The 17,600-nt window shown below is 75.6% G+C and carries 23 protein-coding genes; 13 read left to right on the top strand and 10 right to left on the bottom strand.

Features of this window, described 5'->3' with window-relative positions; all coding sequences use genetic code 11:
* The first annotated feature begins 65 nt into the window (after positions 1-65).
* Complete coding sequence (locus ACI8AB_RS19915; protein WP_456951538.1) at positions 66-671, top strand: dTDP-4-dehydrorhamnose 3,5-epimerase family protein; 606 nt, start codon at positions 66-68, stop codon at positions 669-671.
* Here the strand turns inward: ACI8AB_RS19915 and ACI8AB_RS19910 are convergent.
* A complete protein-coding gene (locus ACI8AB_RS19910; RefSeq protein ID WP_456951537.1) occupies positions 668-1,033 on the bottom strand; it encodes a S24 family peptidase in 366 nt (121 codons plus the stop codon). The genes ACI8AB_RS19915 and ACI8AB_RS19910 overlap by 4 nt on opposite strands.
* Before the next feature lie 50 nt (positions 1,034-1,083).
* Here ACI8AB_RS19910 and sodN point away from each other — a divergent pair, with 50 nt between their 5' ends.
* The 6 genes from sodN (at position 1,084) to ACI8AB_RS19880 (ending at position 4,964) form a co-directional block, all read left to right on the top strand.
* Positions 1,084-1,488, top strand: coding sequence for a superoxide dismutase, Ni (gene sodN, locus ACI8AB_RS19905; RefSeq protein ID WP_456903353.1), 405 nt, complete (start codon positions 1,084-1,086; stop codon positions 1,486-1,488).
* Positions 1,489-1,667: 179 nt separating this feature from the next.
* Positions 1,668-2,081 (top strand): VOC family protein, encoded by a 414-nt coding sequence (locus ACI8AB_RS19900; RefSeq protein ID WP_456951536.1) that lies wholly within the window; start codon positions 1,668-1,670, stop codon positions 2,079-2,081.
* Positions 2,082-2,155: 74 nt separating this feature from the next.
* Positions 2,156-2,845, top strand: a complete 690-nt coding sequence (locus ACI8AB_RS19895) for a phosphatidylserine decarboxylase (protein WP_456951535.1) — start codon at positions 2,156-2,158, stop codon at positions 2,843-2,845.
* A 10-nt stretch (positions 2,846-2,855) separates the two neighbouring features.
* Complete coding sequence (pssA, locus tag ACI8AB_RS19890; RefSeq protein ID WP_456903352.1) at positions 2,856-3,686, top strand: CDP-diacylglycerol--serine O-phosphatidyltransferase; 831 nt, start codon at positions 2,856-2,858, stop codon at positions 3,684-3,686.
* A complete protein-coding gene (locus ACI8AB_RS19885) occupies positions 3,683-4,174 on the top strand; it encodes an N-acetyltransferase family protein (RefSeq protein ID WP_456951534.1) in 492 nt (163 codons plus the stop codon). The genes pssA and ACI8AB_RS19885 overlap by 4 nt, the downstream gene beginning before the upstream one ends.
* 4 nt (positions 4,175-4,178) lie before the next feature.
* Complete coding sequence (locus ACI8AB_RS19880; RefSeq protein ID WP_456951533.1) at positions 4,179-4,964, top strand: HAD-IIA family hydrolase; 786 nt, start codon at positions 4,179-4,181, stop codon at positions 4,962-4,964.
* A gap of 11 nt (positions 4,965-4,975) precedes the next feature.
* Here ACI8AB_RS19880 and ACI8AB_RS19875 read toward each other — a convergent pair whose 3' ends face one another.
* A complete protein-coding gene (locus ACI8AB_RS19875) occupies positions 4,976-5,449 on the bottom strand; it encodes a hypothetical protein (protein ID WP_387990195.1) in 474 nt (157 codons plus the stop codon).
* Positions 5,450-5,530: 81 nt separating this feature from the next.
* Between ACI8AB_RS19875 and ACI8AB_RS19870 the strand changes: the two genes are divergently transcribed.
* Both ACI8AB_RS19870 and ACI8AB_RS19865 read left to right on the top strand, forming a co-directional pair.
* Positions 5,531-6,553 (top strand): diacylglycerol/lipid kinase family protein, encoded by a 1,023-nt coding sequence (locus ACI8AB_RS19870; protein ID WP_456951532.1) that lies wholly within the window; start codon positions 5,531-5,533, stop codon positions 6,551-6,553.
* A gap of 304 nt (positions 6,554-6,857) precedes the next feature.
* A complete protein-coding gene (locus ACI8AB_RS19865) occupies positions 6,858-7,106 on the top strand; it encodes a WhiB family transcriptional regulator (RefSeq protein ID WP_387990201.1) in 249 nt (82 codons plus the stop codon).
* A gap of 121 nt (positions 7,107-7,227) precedes the next feature.
* On the opposite strand, the gene ACI8AB_RS19860 is transcribed toward ACI8AB_RS19865, so the two are convergent.
* Entirely contained in the window at positions 7,228-8,727 is a 1,500-nt protein-coding gene (locus ACI8AB_RS19860; RefSeq protein ID WP_456951531.1) for a sensor histidine kinase, read from the bottom strand.
* A gap of 43 nt (positions 8,728-8,770) precedes the next feature.
* On the opposite strand from ACI8AB_RS19860, the gene ACI8AB_RS19855 reads away from it, so the two are divergent.
* Positions 8,771-9,277: a GNAT family N-acetyltransferase gene (locus ACI8AB_RS19855; RefSeq protein ID WP_456951530.1), complete on the top strand. Its 507-nt coding sequence runs from the start codon at positions 8,771-8,773 to the stop codon at positions 9,275-9,277.
* 10 nt (positions 9,278-9,287) lie between these two features.
* Here ACI8AB_RS19855 and ACI8AB_RS19850 read toward each other — a convergent pair whose 3' ends face one another.
* Positions 9,288-10,850 carry a WS/DGAT/MGAT family O-acyltransferase gene (locus ACI8AB_RS19850; RefSeq protein ID WP_456951529.1) on the bottom strand — a complete coding sequence of 521 codons (1,563 nt, stop codon included), beginning with the start codon at positions 10,848-10,850 and terminating at the stop codon, positions 9,288-9,290.
* Positions 10,851-11,031: 181 nt separating this feature from the next.
* Here ACI8AB_RS19850 and ACI8AB_RS19845 point away from each other — a divergent pair, with 181 nt between their 5' ends.
* Positions 11,032-11,757 (top strand): esterase/lipase family protein, encoded by a 726-nt coding sequence (locus ACI8AB_RS19845; RefSeq protein ID WP_456951528.1) that lies wholly within the window; start codon positions 11,032-11,034, stop codon positions 11,755-11,757.
* 16 nt (positions 11,758-11,773) lie between these two features.
* On the opposite strand, the gene ACI8AB_RS19840 is transcribed toward ACI8AB_RS19845, so the two are convergent.
* Together ACI8AB_RS19840 and ACI8AB_RS19835 are read right to left on the bottom strand one after the other, a co-directional pair.
* The gene (locus tag ACI8AB_RS19840; RefSeq protein WP_387990214.1) at positions 11,774-11,998 is read right to left on the bottom strand and encodes a biotin/lipoyl-binding carrier protein; all 225 of its coding nucleotides are present in this window, start codon (positions 11,996-11,998) and stop codon (positions 11,774-11,776) included.
* Positions 11,999-12,061: 63 nt separating this feature from the next.
* On the bottom strand, positions 12,062-13,111 hold the full coding sequence (locus tag ACI8AB_RS19835) for a biotin carboxylase N-terminal domain-containing protein (RefSeq protein WP_456951527.1): 1,050 nt from the start codon (positions 13,109-13,111) through the stop codon (positions 12,062-12,064).
* A gap of 166 nt (positions 13,112-13,277) precedes the next feature.
* On the opposite strand from ACI8AB_RS19835, the gene ACI8AB_RS19830 reads away from it, so the two are divergent.
* Positions 13,278-13,352, top strand: a complete 75-nt coding sequence (locus ACI8AB_RS19830) for a 50S ribosomal protein bL37 (protein ID WP_014377707.1) — start codon at positions 13,278-13,280, stop codon at positions 13,350-13,352.
* Positions 13,353-13,455: 103 nt separating this feature from the next.
* Here ACI8AB_RS19830 and rsrA read toward each other — a convergent pair whose 3' ends face one another.
* Together rsrA and ACI8AB_RS19820 are read right to left on the bottom strand one after the other, a co-directional pair.
* A complete protein-coding gene (gene rsrA / locus ACI8AB_RS19825) occupies positions 13,456-13,794 on the bottom strand; it encodes a mycothiol system anti-sigma-R factor (RefSeq protein ID WP_456951526.1) in 339 nt (112 codons plus the stop codon).
* Positions 13,791-14,507: a sigma-70 family RNA polymerase sigma factor gene (locus tag ACI8AB_RS19820; protein WP_456951525.1), complete on the bottom strand. Its 717-nt coding sequence runs from the start codon at positions 14,505-14,507 to the stop codon at positions 13,791-13,793. The genes rsrA and ACI8AB_RS19820 overlap by 4 nt, the downstream gene beginning before the upstream one ends.
* 220 nt (positions 14,508-14,727) lie before the next feature.
* On the opposite strand from ACI8AB_RS19820, the gene ybaK reads away from it, so the two are divergent.
* Complete coding sequence (gene ybaK / locus ACI8AB_RS19815) at positions 14,728-15,201, top strand: Cys-tRNA(Pro) deacylase (RefSeq protein WP_456951524.1); 474 nt, start codon at positions 14,728-14,730, stop codon at positions 15,199-15,201.
* An 80-nt stretch (positions 15,202-15,281) separates the two neighbouring features.
* Here ybaK and ACI8AB_RS19810 read toward each other — a convergent pair whose 3' ends face one another.
* Entirely contained in the window at positions 15,282-16,778 is a 1,497-nt protein-coding gene (locus ACI8AB_RS19810; protein ID WP_456951523.1) for a fused MFS/spermidine synthase, read from the bottom strand.
* Positions 16,779-16,852: 74 nt separating this feature from the next.
* A complete protein-coding gene (locus tag ACI8AB_RS19805) occupies positions 16,853-17,599 on the bottom strand; it encodes an SOS response-associated peptidase (RefSeq protein WP_456951522.1) in 747 nt (248 codons plus the stop codon).
* Position 17,600: the final 1 nt, after the last annotated feature.

Raw genomic sequence — 17,600 nt, 5'->3', positions numbered from 1 at the left:
GCTGTGACCTCCGTCGCCCGGCCGCCGACCCCCGCGCGGGGCAGGGGGCTCGCTACCGTGCGGCCGTGGAGATCCGAGAACTCGCCGTCCCGGACAGCTACGTCCTCGACCTGGTGCCGCACGGGGACGACCGGGGGCGGTTCACCGAGTGGTACCGCGCCGACGTGCTCGCCGCCGCCACCGGGTGGGCGCTGCCGCTGGCCCAGGCCAACCACAGCGTCTCGGCGCGCGGCGTGCTGCGCGGCGTGCACTTCGCGCTCGTGCCGCCGGGGCAGGCCAAGTACGTGTACTGCCCGGCGGGACGGGTGCTCGACGTCGTCGTCGACGTCCGGGTCGGCTCGCCCACCTTCGGCGTCTCCGACGCCGTCCTGCTCGAGGCGGAGCAGCCGCGCGCGGTCTTCCTCGCCGAGGGCCTCGGCCACGCCTTCCTCTCCCTCGAGGACGGCTCGTCGGTCACCTACCTGGTCTCCTCGGGCTACTCCCCGGGCCGCGAGTTCGGCGTCTCGCCGACGGACCCCGAGCTCGGCCTGCCGTGGCCGGACGACGTCGAGGTCCGGCTCTCGGACAAGGACCGGGCCGCGCCCACCCTGGCGCAGGCCCGCGAGCAGGGCATCCTGCCGACGATGGAGGAGTGCCGCGCCTGGTACGCGCAGCAGCGCGCCGGCGCCTAGCCGGCGGGGGCCCCGGCCAGCCGGCCGGGGCGCGGGTGCAGCCGGAGGACGACCCGGCCCACGGCGACCGCGGGCCCGTAGGCCCGGCTGTCGTCGGTCACCAGCGGGTTGTCCCCGCGGACGTCGACGGCGCCGCCGTCGAGCAGCCGGTGCACCCGCTTGACCACCAGCAGGTCCGGGCGGGCCGGGAAACGGGCCAGCACGACGTCGCCCACCCGGGCCCGGCCGCGCCGCAGCCGGCGGACCAGCAGCCGGTCACCGTGCCGGACCGTCGGCGTCATCGAGGGGCCGGTGACCCGCGCGAGGACCCACACCGCGGGCAGCGGCGGGACGGGACGCTCGCCCGTGTGAGGGGTGATCACCGCGAGTAGGGTCGCAGACGACCAGATCCCGCGACATCGGAGGTAGGCACATGCTGCTCAGCCGCGTGTTCGCCGCCATGGAGGCCACCGCGCACTGCGACCTCCCGTGCGGCGTGTACGACCCGGCCCAGGCCCGCATCGAGGCGGAGTCCGTCAAGGCCATCCAGGAGAAGTACCAGGCCAGCGACGACGAGGTCTTCAAGCAGCGCTGCGTGCTCATCAAGGAGCAGCGCTCGGACCTGGTGAAGCACCACCTGTGGGTCCTGTGGACCGACTACTTCAAGCCGCCGCACTTCGAGAAGTACCCGCAGCTGCACGAGCTGTTCAACAAGGCCACCAAGCAGGCCGGCGCCGCGGGCGGCAAGGGCAGCATGGACCCGGCCGAGGGCCAGAAGCTCCTCGACTACATCGCCGAGATCGACCGGATCTTCTGGGAGACCAAGGCCGCGGCCTGACGAAGGACCTCCCTGCCCCCACCCCTCGCACGCTCGCGGCGGGCCCCTGCAGGGAGGCCGCACACCACGTCCCGACGGCCGGTGGGCACCCGCCCACCGGCCGTCGGCGTCCCCGGGACCGATGAGTCCCGCCGCCCCGCCCGGTCTGCACCCCGCCACCCCAGACCCGAGGAGACGCGATGGCCGTCCGGCTCAACCCCTACCTGCACTTCTCCGGCAACGCCCGCGAGGCGATGGAGCGCTATCGCTCCGTCTTCGGCGGGAACCTGGACGTCATGACCTTCGGCGACGTCGGCGGCGGGGGCGACCAGTTCCCCGACGACGGCGTCATGCACGCCTTCCTGCGCACCGAGCACGGCCTGGAGCTCATGGCCTCCGACGGCCACGACCCCGACGCCGGCGGGCCGGACAAGGTGTCGGTCTCGCTGTCCGGCGACGACACCGAGACCCTGACCCGCTGGTTCGAGCAGCTCGCCGAGGGCGGGCAGGTCGACGTCCCGCTCGAGAAGCAGGTGTGGGGCGACACCTTCGGCCAGGTGACCGACCGGTTCGGGATCCGCTGGCTGGTGAACGTCACCACCCCGGCCGTCTGACGCCGCGACCCGCCCACCGGCCTCCCCGGCGGGTGGACGGGCCACCCGGCCGCCCCCGGTACCGTCGGACCTCGATGCGCATCGACCGGGCCGGGTGGCCCTTCATCACCGGACCCCTGGCCCCGGCCGCGCTGCTGGCCGCTGCCGGCGCGGCCCGCGGGCGCCGCTGGGCGCGGCTCGCCGCGTGGCCGTTCCTCGCCCTGTCGGCCTACATGGTCCTGTTCTTCCGAGACCCCGAGCGCGCCTGCGACCGCGAGGAGCCGCCGGCCGACGTCGTCCTCTCCCCCGCCGACGGCGTGGTGATGGTCGCCGGCGAGCCGCAGGAGGGGGTCGCGCCCCAGCCCGAGCCCGAGGGCGGGTGGCAGCAGGTCAGCGTCTTCCTCTCGGTGGTCGACGTGCACGTCAACCGCTCGCCCTACCGCGGCGAGGTCGTCGAGAGCTCCTACCGCAGGGGCAGCTTCCTGGCCGCCTACCGCGCCGAGTCGGCGCACCGCAACGAGCGCAGCGAGCTGTGGCTGCGCGAGGACCACCCGGAGGGCGAGCGCACCGTCGTCTTCCGGCAGCTGGTCGGCGTGCTGGCCCGCCGCATCGTCACGCGCACCGGCGTCGGCCGGCGGCTGGCCACCGGCGAGCGCTTCGGCCTGATGAAGTTCGGCTCCCGGATGGACGTCTTCGTCCCGGCCGGCTGCACGCTCACCGTGCGGAAGGGGCAGCGGGTGCGCGGCGGGGAGACCGTCATCGCCCGCTGGCCCGCCGCGGGCTGAGGGGCCCGCTGTGCCCAGTACCGCCTCGGGAGAGGGGCGGCCGACCCCCACGCGGCGCACGGCCACGGTCGAGTTCGTCCGCGGGTCGGTGCGCGGCAGCCGCCGGCGCGCGCTGGCGACCCTGCCCAGCCTGTTCACCCTGGGCAACATGATGTGCGGCTTCGCCGCCATCCTCGTGTCCATCCGCGGCCAGTACACGCTCGCCGCGGTGCTCATCGGCCTGTCGGTGCTGTTCGACATCACCGACGGCGCCGTCGCCCGGCTGGTCGGCGCGGTGAGCGCCTTCGGCCTGCAGTTCGACTCGCTGGCCGACCTGGTGTCCTTCGGCCTGGCCCCCGCGCTGCTGGCGTTCACGCTGTTCTCCGAGGGCCGCGACGAGTGGGACCCGCTGGGCTGGGTCGTGTGCTTCCTCTGGGTGGCGTGCGCCGCGATCCGGCTGGCCCGCTTCAACACCACCATCGACCCGACGGCGGACAAGCGGTACTTCACCGGCATGCCCAGCCCCGGCGCGGCCGGCGTCGTGCTGGCCTCGGTGTTCGCCTTCGGCGACCAGATGCAGGGCCGCGACCGGCTGTGGGTGCTGCTCATCGTGGCCGTCCCGGCGCTGCTCATGGTCAGCACCGTTCGGTTCCGCTCGTTCCGCTCGCTGGTCAGCCCGAAGAGCGGCCGGCCCTACGGCCTGGTCGCCGCGGCGGTCGCGCTGGTGATCGGCTTCGCCACCGTCCCCGTCGTCACCGGCTGCGTGCTCGCCTACGGCTACCTGCTGGCGCCGGTCCTGGTCCCCCTGCTGTCCCCCCTCGCCCGGCTGGTGCCGGCCCGCCTCCGTGAGGTGCTGACGTGACGGTCCGCCCGATCCGTCCCGACGACGTCCCCGCGGTGGTCGGCCTGGTGCGCGAGCTCGCCGAGTACGAGGAGGCGGCGCACGAGGTGCGGCTCACCGAGGAGCAGCTGCACACCGCGCTGTTCGGCGACTCCCCCGCGCTGTTCGGGCACGTCGCCGAGCGCGACGGCGCCGTCGTCGGGACGGCGCTGTGGTTCCTCAACTTCTCCACCTGGCGCGGCACGCACGGGATCTACCTCGAGGACCTCTACGTGCAGCCGCGGCACCGCGGCAGCGGCCTGGGCCGGGAGCTGCTGCGCACGCTGGCCGCCACCTGCGTCGAGCGCGGCTACGACCGGCTGGAGTGGTCGGTGCTCGACTGGAACGAGCCCTCGATCGCGTTCTACCGGGCCGCCGGCGCGGTCCCGATGGACGAGTGGACGGTGTTCCGGCTCACCGACCGGGCACTGGCCGGTTTCGCGGCCGACCGGCGCGATGCGGCAGGCTGACGCGGTGACCATCGAGCGCGGCCCCGCGGAGTGCTGGCTGACCGACATGGACGGCGTCCTCGTGCACGAGGGCCAGGCCCTCCCGGGCGCCGCCGAGTTCCTCGCCCGGCTGGTGGACCAGGACCGCCGCTTCCTCGTCCTGACCAACAACTCGATCTTCACCCCGCGCGACCTGTCCGCCCGGCTGTCGCGCTCGGGCCTGCAGGTGCCCGAGACCTCCATCTGGACCTCGGCCCTGGCGACGGCGGACTTCCTGTCCACCCAGCTGCCCGGCGGCTCGGCCTACGTCATCGGCGAGGCGGGGCTGACCACCGCCCTGTACGAGGCCGGTTACACCCTCACCGACACCGACCCGGACTTCGTCGTCCTCGGCGAGACCCGCACCTACTCGTTCGAGGCGATCACCCGGGCGATCCGGCTGATCGGCACCGGCGCGCGGTTCATCGCCACCAACCCCGACGTCACCGGGCCCTCGCCGGAGGGGCCGCTGCCGGCCACCGGGTCGGTCGCGGCGATGATCACCGAGGCGACCGGCGCCAAGCCCTACTTCGTCGGCAAGCCCAACCCGATGATGTTCCGCAGCGCGATGAACCGGATCGACGCGCACTCGGAGAGCACGGTGATGGTCGGCGACCGGATGGACACCGACGTCGTCGCCGGCATCGAGGCGGGCCTGGAGACGATCCTCGTGCTCACCGGCTCGACCACCGCCGCCGACGTCGGCCGCTTCCCGTTCCGGCCCAGCCGGGTCCTCGACTCGATCGCCGACGTCGTCGACCTCGTCGTCTAGCGCCCGGTCGTCTAGCGGTCCAGGAAGGCCAGCCGCGCCTCGGGCGTGAACAGCAGGTACAGCTCGGCGACCGCCAGCACGATCAGCGGGATGCCCAGCAGCGGCTGGCCGCCGGGGAACGCGGTGCTGTAGCCGAACAGCCCGAGCAGGATCTGCAGGACGACGACCGGTCCCCGCGCCCACCCCGACAGCCGCCGCAGGCCCACGGCGGCCGCGGCCAGGACGGCGCCGAAGATGCCGACGTAGACCACCTCGGCCAGCGCGCGGGCCACGCTGTCGGGGTCGCTGGTGAGGGTCAGCCACAGGATGACCAGCGCCCCGCCGATCAGCAGGGCCGCCTCGATCGCGGCCACCAGCGCCGCCCGGACGACCGCGGGCGGGGCCTCCGGCCGACCCGGCCGCGGCGGTCGGGCGGAGGGCTGCGCGGCGCCGCCGAGGAGCCGCTCGGCCCGGCTGGGGCGGCGGGTCGCGTCCTCGTCCGTCACAGGAGCGAGGCTACGCGTCACCGGTCACGCGAGGTCCCGTCCGTGCCCGTCGGGCGGCCGGGTGCTGGCTAGCCTGACCCCATGCGTGCGCTCGTGGTGGCCAACCCCGCGGCGACGACGACCACCGGGCGGGTCCGGGACGTGCTGGTCGGCGCGCTGGCCAGCGAGCTCAAGGTGGACCTCGCCGAGACGACCCACCGCGGGCACGCCCGGGAGCTGGGCCGGCAGGCGCTGGCCGACGGGATCGACGTCGTCGTCGCGCTCGGCGGGGACGGCACCGTCAACGAGGTGGTCAACGGTCTGCTGGCCGACGGGCCGGGTGAGCACGTGCCGACGCTGGCCGTCGTCCCCGGCGGCTCGACCAACGTCTTCTCCCGGGCCCTGGGCCGCTCCCGCGACCCGGTCGAGGCCACCGGCGAGATCCTCGACTCGCTGCGCGCCGGGCGCACCCGCCGCGTCTCCCTCGGCACCGCCAGCGCCACCGGCACCAGCACCGCGCCCGCGCGCGGGGTCGACCCGGGCGTCGCGACCGCCGTCGCCGAGGTCGACGCCGCGGCCGACCCCGGCTGGACCGATCCGCGCTGGTTCGTCTTCGCCGCCGGCCTGGGCTTCGACGCCGACGTCATCGCCCGGGTGGAGGCGCAGCGGGCGCGCGGCCGCCGCTCCACCGGGGCGCTCTACGTCCGGGAGGCCACCCTCGCGTTCGTCCTCGGCCGCGAGCGCCGCCGTCCCGCCGTGACGCTGTGCGTCCCGGGCTCGCCCGACCTCGACGGGCTGTTCCTCTGCCTGGTGTCGAACGTCAGCCCGTGGACCTACCTGGGCTCCCGGCCGGTCAACCCGAGCCCCGAGGCCTCCTTCGAGGCGGGCCTCGACGTGTTCGCCCTGGGCCGGATGGGCGTGCTGCGGATGCTGCACACCACCCGGCAGGTGCTGGCCCGCCGCCCCGACGCGCGCGGCCGCGGCGTGCACCGCCTGCACGACCTGGCCGGCTTCGAGCTGCGGGCGTCGCGCCCGCAGGGCTGGCAGCTCGACGGCGACCACCTCGGGACGGCGACCGGGCTGCGCGTGCGGTCGGTGCCGTCGGCGCTCTCCGTCATCGCCTAGCGCGCGGGCCCCTCACGGCGCCCGGAGGACACGCCTCGGGAGCTGTGTCGTGCACCACCGCGCCGCCGAGTGGCGCCCCTAGCACGCCCGTGGTGAGCTTGCTCACGAGGGGTCGACCCAGGGCCCCGGTGCGCTTGACACGAGTTCCTCAGGTGAAAACATCGCGAGAGGAACGCAACCTGCCGGTAACAAGCGGTGGGCGGTCGCTGGAACGAGGCGCTGGGCAACCGGTGTCGCGCCCGCGCATGCGGCCCGATGTCAGCGATCTGCGAGCAATGTAGTCGACACCGAGGAGTGCACAGACATGGACTGGCGCCACCGCGCGCTCTGCCGGGACGAGGACCCGGAGCTGTTCTTCCCCATCGGGACGACCGGCCCCGCCCTCGTGCAGATCGAGCAGGCGAAGGCGGTCTGCCGCCGCTGCTCGGTCGTCGAGTCCTGCCTCGACTGGGCCCTGCGCTCGGGTCAGGACTCCGGCGTGTGGGGCGGGCTGTCCGAGGACGAGCGGCGTGCTCTCAAGCGCCGTCAGTCCCGCACCCGCGTCCGCGCCTGACGCAGCAGTTGCCGGCACCCGCCGGCCGAGCAACGGCGCGAGGCCGGTCCCCCGGGCGGGGACCGGCCTCGCGCCGTTTCGGCGACGACTGCCTGCCGGCCGACACCGCGACGGGCACTCCCTAACGGCGGGGGTGCCCCGCCCCGGGCAGCTCGAGGACCACCTCGGTGCCCGGCCGGCCGGGACCCGGCGGCTCCTCCGGCGTCCGCATGAGCAGCGACCCGCCGAGCTCGCTGCTCACCAGCGTCCGCACGATCTCCAGGCCCAGGCCGTCGCTCCGCGCCGGGTCGAACCCCTCCGGCAGCCCCTGGCCGTCGTCGCGGACGCGCACCACCAGGTCGTCGCCGTCGCGCTCGGCCACCAGCTCGATCGAGCCGGGCTGGCCGTCGGCCGGGAAGGCGTGCTCGGCGGCGTTGTGCAGCAACTCGGTGACCGCCATGACCAGCGGCGTCGCGGTGGCCGCGGGCAGCTCGCCGAAGGCGCCCACCCGCCGGGTGCGCGCCGCCGGGCCGATCGAGGTGAGGTCGCCGAGCATCGGCAGCACCTGGTCGAGCACGTCGTCGACGTCGACCACGTCCTCCCGGCTGCCCGCCAGCGTCTCGTGCACGACGGCGATCGAGGCCACCCGCCGCACCGACTCCTCCAGCGCCGCCCGCGCGGCCGGCTCGGTCATCCGCCGGGCCTGCAGCCGCAGCAGCGCGGCGACCGTCTGCAGGTTGTTCTTCACGCGGTGGTGGATCTCGCGGATCGTCGCGTCCTTGGTCAGCAGTGCCCGGTCGCGGTCGCGCAGGTCGGTGACGTCCCGGACCAGCACCAGCGCGCCCTCCTCGGCGCCCGGCGCCTGCAGCGGCAGCGCGCGCACCAGCAGCGTCGCCGACCGCCCCACGACGTCGGTCGGGTCGGGGAAGCGCCCGGCCACGGCGGCGGCGATGGTGGCCGCGACCGCCTCCCCCGCCACCCGGTCCGACGACGCCGCCCGCGTCACCTTCGCCAGGTCCGTGCCGAACAGGTCGCCGGTCACCCCGAGCCGCCGGTAGGCCGACAGGGCGTTGGGGCTGGCGTAGACGGCGCGGCCGGCCGCGTCCAGGCGGACCAGCCCGTCCCCCACCCGCGGGCTCATCTCGGCGTCGAGCAGCTTCTCCGGCGGGAAGGTGCCGGCCGAGACCATGAGGCAGAGGTCGGCGGCGATGTCGAGGTAGGTCAGCTCCAGCGTCGACGGCGACCGGGTCACCGCGAGGTTGGTGTCCTTGGCCAGCACCGCGACGACGACGCCGTCGTGCCGCACCGGGATGACCTCGCGCCGTCGCGGGCTCGTGCCCGACCAGTCCGGCTCCCCCTCGGTCACCGGCCGGCCCTCGCGGTGCGCCAGCCGGAACGGGTCGGCGTCGGGGCCGTCGACCTCGCTGCCGACCAGGTCCTCGGGCTGGCTGGTCGGCGCGGTGAGCGGGCGCACCTGGGCCACGCACCACCACGCGCCGGTGCGCAGCGGCACCCACAGGGTGAGGTCGGCGAAGGCCAGGTCGGCCAGCAGCTGCCAGTCGGCCACCAGGCGGCGGGCGTGCTCGACCTGCGACGGGGCGGTCGCCGCGCCGCGGTGCAGGCGCTCGGAGAGGGTGCTCATCGGTCCCGAGGGTAGGTCGGGCGCCCGCCTAGGCTGGGCACCCGTGGCCGCACCGTCCCTCGTCCCCCCGCCCGTGACCGTCGACGACGCCGTCCCCGCCGACTGGCCGGCCATCGCGGCGCTGACCGTCGGCGTCTACCGGGACGAGCGGCTGGCCTCCGACGAGTACCTGCCGCAGCTGGCCGACGTCGCGGGCCGCGCCGCCCGGTCGCAGCTGGTGGTCGCCCGTGACGGGGACCGGGTCGTGGGCGCGGTGGCGCTGGTGCTCGACGGCGACTTCGGGGAGGTCACCGAGTCGCCGGAGGAGGCGGCGTTCCGGATGCTCGTCGTCGCCCCGGAGGCGCGCGGCCGCGGCGTCGGGGAGCTGCTGGTGACCGAGTGCCTGCGCCGGGCCCGCGCGGCCGGCAAGCGGCGGATGCTGCTCTCGACGGACCCGGTGATGGCCGCCGCGCACCGGCTCTACGCCCGGCTCGGCTTCACCCGGCTGCCCGGGCGCGACTGGGCGCCGCGCCCCGGCATCGACCTGCTGGTCTACGCCCGCGACCTCTGACCGGCTGCCCTCAGCGCCGGGCCCGGGCCGGGCCGCTGCGGGACCGGGCGGGCCGGCGCGGTGCGGGCGCGGCCGCCTCCGGCGCGGGCACCTGCACGCCGGCCGCGGCGGCGAGGGCGTCCAGGTCGTCGAGGATGTCGCGGAGCAGCACGTCGACGTCCGGGAGCAGCTCGGCGCACGACACCAGGCCCCAGTCCAGGCGGTCGAGGTAGCTCTGCACCGTGATGTTGAGGCCCTGCCCCTCGACGATCGTCGAGACCGGGAAGTAGTGCTCCAGCCGCGCGCCCGCGGCGTAGAGCGGCGTGCGCGGACCCGGCACGTTGGAGATGACGAGGTTGCCCGGGCTCAGGCGGGAGCCCAGCCGCAGCCGGGCGCTGAGCCGCATCGCCCGCGCGAAGACCGCCGGCGGCGGGAACTCGGCGAAGTCGGTGAGCCGCTCGGCCGGCAGCGCGGAGAAGATCTCCTTGCTGCTGCTCATCGCCTCGTGCACGCGCCGGACGCGGCGGACGGGGTCGGGCTCGTCGGTCGGCAGGACGGCCGAGAGCATCGACACCCGGTTGGTCCAGCGGTCGGTCTCCTCCCCCGTCCGCACGGAGACGGGCACCAGCGCCACCAGCGGGTCCGACGGCAGCGCCCCGCGCCGGTCCAGCCAGGTGCGCAGGCCACCGGCGCAGGCGGCCATGACGACGTCGTTGACGGTGGCGCCCAGCGCGGTCTTGACCTGCTTGACGACGTCGAGCGACGTCGACCGGATGGCGAGCTTCCGGTGCGGGGTGATGGGCCCGTTGAACGGCGTGCGCGGCGGCCGGACGCTGGGCACCGGCGGCGGCTGGTCGGGCTCCTCGGGGCGGTGCCGGCCGAGGTTGAGCACGGTGCCCAGCGGCCCGCGCAGGCTGCGGCGGACGTCGTTCGCCGCGCGGACCAGCACCGGGTTGCGCGTGGCCCGGCCGATCTCGCGGGCGCTCCACGCGGCGAGCAGCACCCCGCGCGCCGGCTTGCGGGCGAGGCCGAGCGCCCCGCGCGCGAGCATCTCGAGGTCCCCGGGCGGCCGCTCCGGCGTCCACGGTCCGGCCTCGGGCGGCGTCCGGCTGCCCTCGGGGGTGTCGTCGAGCATCAGCGTCATCAGCTCCACGCCCGAGGCCCCGTCGATGGTGGCGTGGTGGACGATCGTCAGGACGGCGAAGCGGCGGTCGGCCAGGCCCTCGATGACGTAGGACAGCCACAGCGGCTTGCGCCGGTCCAGGGGCCGGGAGACCAGGCGCGCGGCCAGCGCGGCGAGCTGGTCGTCGCTGCCGGGCGGCGGGACGGCCGTGTGCCGGACGTGGAAGTCCAGGTCGAACGCCGGGTCGGCGATCCAGTACGGGTGGTCCAGGCCCAGGGGCACCTCGACCAGGCGCCGGCGCAGCGGCTCGAGCAGGTGCAGCCGCTGCTCCAGCTGCGCCCGCCACGCGTCGTAGGGCCGGTAGCCGGGGTCGTCCGGGCGGGAGTAGATGGACAGGCTCGAGACGTGCCCGAACTGCGCGGACGTCTCGAGGTGCAGGAACGTCGCGTCCAGACCCGACAGCTGCTTCACGTCCGCTGGCCTCCTCGGGGGGACGGCGGGGTGCCGCGCCCCGGCCGTGTGGATCAGTGTGTCAGGGGTCACACTCTCCTGCAGCGGACCGTCGAGGGAGCGAGGACCCGAGATGCAGACGACGGCGCACCGTTCCCGGACACCGGACCGGGAGGTTCCCCCGTGGATCGGGGCGTCCCCGGTGGCGGCGCTGCTCGCCGCGCAGCGGCCGTGGCGCGAGGCGGCGGCGCTGGCCCGCTCCCCGGTGTGGCGGGGGCACGGCGTCCCGCGCGGTGGCGGCCTGCCGGTCCTGCTGGTGCCCGGCTTCCTGGCCGGGGACCCGTCGCTGTCGGTGCTGGAGCGCTGGCTGCGCGCCCGGGGCTACCGGACGTGCACCTCGCAGATCCGGGTCAACGTCGACTGCACCCGCCTGGCGGTGGAGCGCCTGGAGCGCCGCCTGGTCGAGTTCACCGACCGGACGGGCCGGCCGGCGGCGATCGTCGGCCAGAGCCGGGGCGGGCTGTTCGCCAAGCTGGTGGCGATGCGCCGGCCCGACCGGGTCGCCGGGATCGCCACGCTCGGCAGCCCGAACGTCGACCACATGGCGATCAACCCGCTGGTGGCCGCGCAGGTGCGGCTGGTCGCCGCGCTGGGCAGCGCGGGGATGCCGGGGCTCTTCCGCGACGACTGCCTGGACGGCGGGTGCGCCGGGGAGCTGGCCGAGGACCTGGCCCGCCCCTTCCCCGCCGGGGTGCCGTACCTCTCGGTCTACTCGCGCAGCGACTGGGTCGTCGACTGGCACGCCTGCCTGGACCCCGACGCCGAGAACGTCGAGGTCGACTCCAGCCACGTCGGCATGAGCGTGCACCCGGGGGTGTACCGGCTGCTCGGGGACCGCCTGGGCGAGCTGGCCCGCCGGGCGACCTGAGCCGCCGGGACGGCGGTCAGGCGTCGGCGACGGTGGCGATGAGGTCGCCCTCCTGCAGCACCTCGCCCTCGACGACGTGCAGCTCCTGCACGACGCCGGCGCGCTCGGTGAGCACGGGGATCTCCATCTTCATCGACTCGAGGATCACCAGGGTGTCCCCCGCGGAGACCTCGCTGCCCGGGCTCACCAGCACCTTCCAGACGCTGGAGACCATCTCGGCGTGGATCTCCTCGACTGCCACGCGGCACCTCCTCGCTGAGCGGAGCCCCCATCCAAGCACGGGCCCCCGGGACCCGGCCGTCGCTCACGAACCGGGCGCGAGGTCCCCCTCGGCCAGCCGGTGCAGCACCGCGCAGACCTCCTCGCCGTCGTGCGGGACGCCGGTCTCGGGCAGCCCGGACAGCGCGGCGGCGGCCGCCCGCGCGGCGGTGGCGGTGTCGGGCGCCCCGGCGCTCACGGTGGCCAGCAGGGCGTCGTACCAGCCGTCGAGCCGGTCGCCCGGGTCGTAGCCGCTGACCGCGACCACCTCCGTCCGCCCGGCCGTGCCGCGCAGCCGGCCCGCCGAGGGCAGGGTGCCGGTCACCCGGCCGGCCCGACCCGGCGGCAGCGTCGAGCGCAGCTGGACGGCGACCGCGGCCCGCGGCGGGTGCTCGTCGGGGGTGCGGCGGCGCGGCGCACGGCGGCCCACCGCCGCGGCCAGCGCGAGGTCGACCGCGTCCACCCGGTGCGCCCGCTCGAGCACGGCCATGTCGAGCGAGAAGCCGGCCGCGACCTCCCCCAGCTCGCCGTCCTCGGCGACGCCGACGGTGACCAGCCCGCGCCAGCCGACCTCGGCCAGCCGCTTGGCGCCGGGCGGCACGTCGCCGGTGGGGTCGGGCGTCCAGGACACCCGGGCGATGCCCGCCGCCCGGTCGCGGGCGACCGCCGTCGGGAAGCGCAGCCCGTCCTCGGTGACGACGGCGAGCAGGCCGTGCTCGCTGGCCGGCTCCACGCCGTCGCCGCCGAGCCGCTCGAGCACCTCGGCGGGCGGGCCGACCCAGGTGAGCCCCGCGGCGGCGACCTCCCCGGCCAGCGCGGCGTTGCCGGCCAGCGCCGGCGGCACGGGCAGCACGGCGCGGGCACCGCTGCGGCGGGCGGCCTCCACGATCCGGTCGACGGCGAGGTAGGACTCCGCCGCGGGCGCCGGGCCGAGCAGCACCGCGTCGTCGGCCAGGCGCACGTGCCGGGCCGAGCGCTCGGCCTCGGAGTAGACGGCCACCGACTTCACGTCGAGCCGGGAGCAGGCCGCGACGACCGCGCACGCCGCGGGCCCCCGCCCCGCCACGAGCACGCTCTCGATCCCGTGCTGGGCCACGCTCTCCGGCCTCCCGTCCCCGCGCCGGGCCGTCCGCCCGGTCTCCGTGCCATCGTGCCCCGCACCGCCGACACCCACGCCACCGGGCGGGGGCCTCCTCACCCGCTGTGGGACCCTGGGTACGACCTCGGACACTCCGGACCACGACGACGAGAGGAGGGCAGCGATGTCCAAGCGTGGACGCAAGCGGCGCTCCCGCAAGGGGAACAAGGCCAACCACGGCAAGCGCCCCAACGCCTGAGGACGGCCCTGACGGGCCGGACACGACGACGCCCCGCACCCGGAGGACCGGGGCGGGGCGTCGTCGTCGGTACGGGGTCGGTACGGGGTCGTCGGTACGGGTGTCAGTCCTGCTCGGACCAGTCGGTCCGGACGACCTCGGTGCGGACCCTCTCCACGCTGATCTGCGTGCCGTCCTCCTCGAAGGAGACGGTGGTCAGTTGCATCTTGATCCGCTCGCGCAGGCCCGACGGCGTCGGGTCACCGCCGCAGCGGCGGCGGACCAGCGCCTTGAACTCCTGCTCGATGCCGAACTGCCGCAGACACGGGGAGCAGTCCTCGAGGTGCTCGGCGATGACGGCGCGGCGGGCGTCGTCGGTCTCGCGGTCGAGGAACTCGAAGACGTGCGACAGGACGTCGTCGCACGAGGCGATCTCGACCGGACGCTCCTGCTCGGTGCTCACGACCGCCCCTCCTCAACGGCTCCGGCGCGGACGAATCCGCGCTCACGGGCGTAGTCGGCCAGCAGCTTCTGCAGGCCCCGCCGGCCACGGTGCAGCCGGGACATCACCGTGCCGATCGGCGTGCCCATGATCTCGGCGATCTCCTTGTAGGCGAAGCCCTCGACGTCGGCGAGGTACACCGCCAGCCGGAAGTCCTCGGGCAGCTGCTGCAGGGCCTCCTTGATGTCGGAGTCCGGCAGGTGGTCCAGCGCCTCGATCTCGGCCGAGCGCAGCCCGCTGGAGCTGTGCTCCTCGGCCGCGTACAGCTGCCAGTCCTGCACCTGGTCGGTGGGGTACTGCTGCGGCTGCCGCTGCTTCTTGCGGTAGCTGTTGATGTAGGTGTTGGTCAGGATCCGGTACAGCCAGGCCTTGAGGTTCGTGCCCTCGGCGAACTGGTGGAACGCGGAGTAGGCCTTGACGAACGTCTCCTGGACCAGGTCCTCGGCGTCGGCGGGGTTGCGGGTCATCCGCAGCGCCGCCGGGTAGAGCTGGTCGAGGTAGGGCAGCGCGTCCCGCTCGAAGCGGGCGTCGCGCTCCGCGCGGGTCTCGGCGACCTCGGTGCGGCTGCCCCCCTCGCGGGCCTCGGGCACCTCCACCGGAGCCCCGACCACCTGCTCGCGCGGGGTCTCGACCGGCTCGACGGCGGGGTTCCCGCCCGGGGTCTCCTCAGGCACCGACCGTCCTCTCTGCGGCGCCCGGAGGCGGGCTGCCACGTCGGTCGATCCTAGTCGCGCGGCGTCGGGCCGGCCCGGGGGCCGCCGGCGCGGGGCCCGCGTGCGGGCGCTGGAGACGGTGCTGCTCACGGTCCCTGCAACGGCGCCCGCCGGGAGGCTCATTCCCCGGCCGCGGGAAGTCGGCGGCGGTCCGCGCGGCTGCTGGATACAGTCCCCCGCCGTGGCGGCGACCCCCGCGGTGCGGGCCCTGGAGAAGGCCGGGGTGGCGCACACCCTGCACCCCTACGACCCCGAGCACCCCGGCGACCAGGGCCACGGCGAGGCCGCGGTGGCCGCCCTCGGCGCCGACCCGCGCCAGGTGTTCAAGACGCTGGTCACCCGCGTCGACGGCACGCTCACCGTCGCCGTCGTCCCGGTGAGCGGCACCCTCGACCTCAAGGCGCTGGCCGCCGCGGCGGGCGGGCGCAGGGCGGCGATGGCCGACCCGGCCGACGCCGAGCGCACCACCGGCTACGTCCTCGGCGGGATCAGCCCGCTCGGCCAGCGCAAGGCGCTGCCCACCGTGGTCGACGACTCGGCGCTGGGCTTCGCGACGGTGATGGTCAGCGCCGGCCGGCGCGGGCTGCAGGTGGAGCTGCCGCCGGCCGACCTGGTCCGCCTGACCCGCGCCCGCACCGCCCCGATCGGCCGCTGAGGTCCGGCGATCACGGCGCCGTGACCACGATCCGGCCCCGCGGAGTGGTCGCGGCGCCGTGATCGCGGAGAACTCACCGACTACGAGCCGGGGGCGCCGTAGGGGGTGAGCAGCTGGTCGACCGGCGCGGCGTCGTCGGTGAGCACCTGCGCGTCGCCCGCGAGGGCGGCCACCTCCCCGTCGGAGGCGACCTGCCAGGCCGAGTCCTGCGCCAGCAGCGCCCCCGCCAGCGCGGCCTCGTCCAGCGGCCGGTGCGAGGCGACCGCGACGAGGTTGCCGCCGTCCTCTCCGGCCAGCACCGGGGCGCGGGCGAGCAGCAGCACGTGCGGCCACACCGCGCGCATCGTGGCCAGCTCCGCGCGGACGAAGCCCAGCGGCGGGTGGTCGATGAGGTTGGCGACGTACACGCCGTCGTCGGTGAGCGCCCGCTCGACCAGCTCCAGCGCCTCCACGGTGGTCAGCTGCCACGGCACCGACAGGCCGCCGAAGGCGTCGCCGACGACGAGGTCGCGGGTGCCGGCGGGCTCGGCGGCCAGCCCCACGCGGGCGTCGCCGACCCGCACCCGCAGCTGCTGCGAGATCTCCAGGCCCAGCTGCTCGCGGTCGATCGCGACGACGCCGGGGTCGACCTCGAGCACCAGGCTCTCGGTGCCGGGACGGACCTCGGCGAGGTAGCGCGGCACCGTCGCGCCGCCGCCGCCGAGGTGCAGCGCCGACAGCGGCTGCCCCGCGGGGGCCAGGACGTCGGTGACCGCGGCGATCACCCGGACGTACTGGAACTCCAGGTACGTCGGGTCGGCGAGGTCGACGTAGCTGTGCCGCAGCGTGTCCAGCACCAGCACCCGGCCGGTCTCCCGCTCGGGGTCGGCCACCACGCGGGCGCAGTGGTAGGAGGTCTCCTCCTCGCACGGCGTCGGCGCGACCGCCGCCAGCAGCGACCCGGCGACGGCGAGCAGCAGCAGCGCCGTCGGCGCGCGCCCCGCCCCACCCGGCGACCGGTGCCGGAGCAGCAGGAACACGGCGACGCCGGCGACGACGGTCACCAGCCCGGTGCCGACGAGGATGCCGCTGCTGGGGAAGACCGCGACGAGCACGAAGCCGGTGGCGAAGGTGGCCGCGATCCCGCCGAGCGTGCCGATGCCCGACAGCTTCCCGACCACCGACCCGGTCTCGGCCAGGCTGGCCAGCTGCAGCTTCACCACCATCGGCGGCACCGCCGACAGCAGCGTCGCGGGCACCACGATGGCGACGGCGGCCAGCAGCAGCACGGCCCCGGCGTCGGGACCGGTGAGGAACGACCCTGTGAAGCGCACCAGCGGCAGGACGGCGATCACCAGCGCCCCGCCGGCGACCAGCAGCGGCGCGATCAGCCCGCGCGGGTCGCGGCGGTCGGCGGTGGCGCCCCCGGCCCAGGCGCCGACCGCGATCGCGGCCAGCGCGAAGCCGATGACCGCGGTGTTGGTCTGCAGGGTGATGCCCACGTAGGGGGCGATCAGCCGCAGCCCGACGATCTCCAGCACCAGCACCGCGCCGGAGGCGAGGAAGGTGACCCCGGCGGCCACCCAGCCGGGCAGCACGGGCTCGGCGGGCGGCTCGGCGGGCGGGTGGGACGGGACGACGGCGGACGCGCGCTCGCTCAGGGGACGGCTCCTCAGAAGAGCGCGGGCTGGTCGGCCGGGGCGCTGGTGCCCTCGACGCGGGCGACCAGTTCGGCGCCGTTGTTGCGGACGTTGTTCACCGCGGGGCTCACCGGGCGCAGCTCCAGCCCCTCGACCAGCGACGGCGGGGTCGGCTCCGCCAGCGCCTCGACGTCGTCGAGGGCCGGGTCGAGCCAGTCGGCCCAGCGCTCGCGCGGCAGCACCAGCGGCATCCGGTCGTGGATCTCGGCGAGCGCGCCGACGGCGGGCGCGGTGACCACCGTGCAGGTGTAGAGCCGGTCCTCGCCCTTGCCCCACACCTCGTAGAGCCCGGCCATGGCCAGCACCGACCCGTCGGCGGGGGTGATGAAGAACGGCTGCTTGCCGGGCGAGTCGAGCTTCTTCTGCCACTCGTACCAGCCGTCGGCCGGGACCAGGCACCGGCGGGAGCGGGCGGCCGAGCGGAAGGCCGGCTTCTCGGTGAGCGACTCGACGCGGGCGTTGAGCAGCCGGTTGCCGACCGAGACGTCCTTGGCCCAGGAGGGCACCAGGCCCCAGCGGACCGAGCGCAGCTCGCGGTGCCCGGCGCCGGTGGGGCTGCCCTCCGGGTCGCGCTCGCGCTTGGTGCGGACCACGTAGACGTCCTTGGTCGGCGCGACGTTGTAGTCGGCCTGCAGCGGCTCCTGCCCCTCCGCGGTGACGGCCTCGAACTCGACGACGAGGTCCTCGGGACGGCGGGTGGCGGCGTAGCGACCGCACATG

The sequence above is a fragment of the Geodermatophilus sp. SYSU D00698 genome, assembly GCF_054050335.1.
The sequence above is the reverse complement of the archived record's forward strand: the minus strand, read 5'-3'. Positions and strand labels throughout refer to the sequence as shown.

Bases quoted from the DNA above. Each gene is read 5' to 3' on its own strand.
- sodN (WP_456903353.1), top strand. From the start codon at position 1,084: ATGCTGCTCAGCCGCGTGTTCGCCGCCATGGAGGCCACCGCGCACTGC.
- ACI8AB_RS19870 (WP_456951532.1), top strand. From the start codon at position 5,531: ATGCGTGCGCTCGTGGTGGCCAACCCCGCGGCGACGACGACCACCGGG.
- ACI8AB_RS19900 (WP_456951536.1), top strand. From the start codon at position 1,668: ATGGCCGTCCGGCTCAACCCCTACCTGCACTTCTCCGGCAACGCCCGC.
- ACI8AB_RS19895 (WP_456951535.1), top strand. From the start codon at position 2,156: ATGCGCATCGACCGGGCCGGGTGGCCCTTCATCACCGGACCCCTGGCC.
- ACI8AB_RS19805 (WP_456951522.1), bottom strand. From the start codon at position 17,599: ATGTGCGGTCGCTACGCCGCCACCCGCCGTCCCGAGGACCTCGTCGTC.
- ACI8AB_RS19865 (WP_387990201.1), top strand. From the start codon at position 6,858: ATGGACTGGCGCCACCGCGCGCTCTGCCGGGACGAGGACCCGGAGCTG.
- ACI8AB_RS19860 (WP_456951531.1), bottom strand. From the start codon at position 8,727: ATGAGCACCCTCTCCGAGCGCCTGCACCGCGGCGCGGCGACCGCCCCG.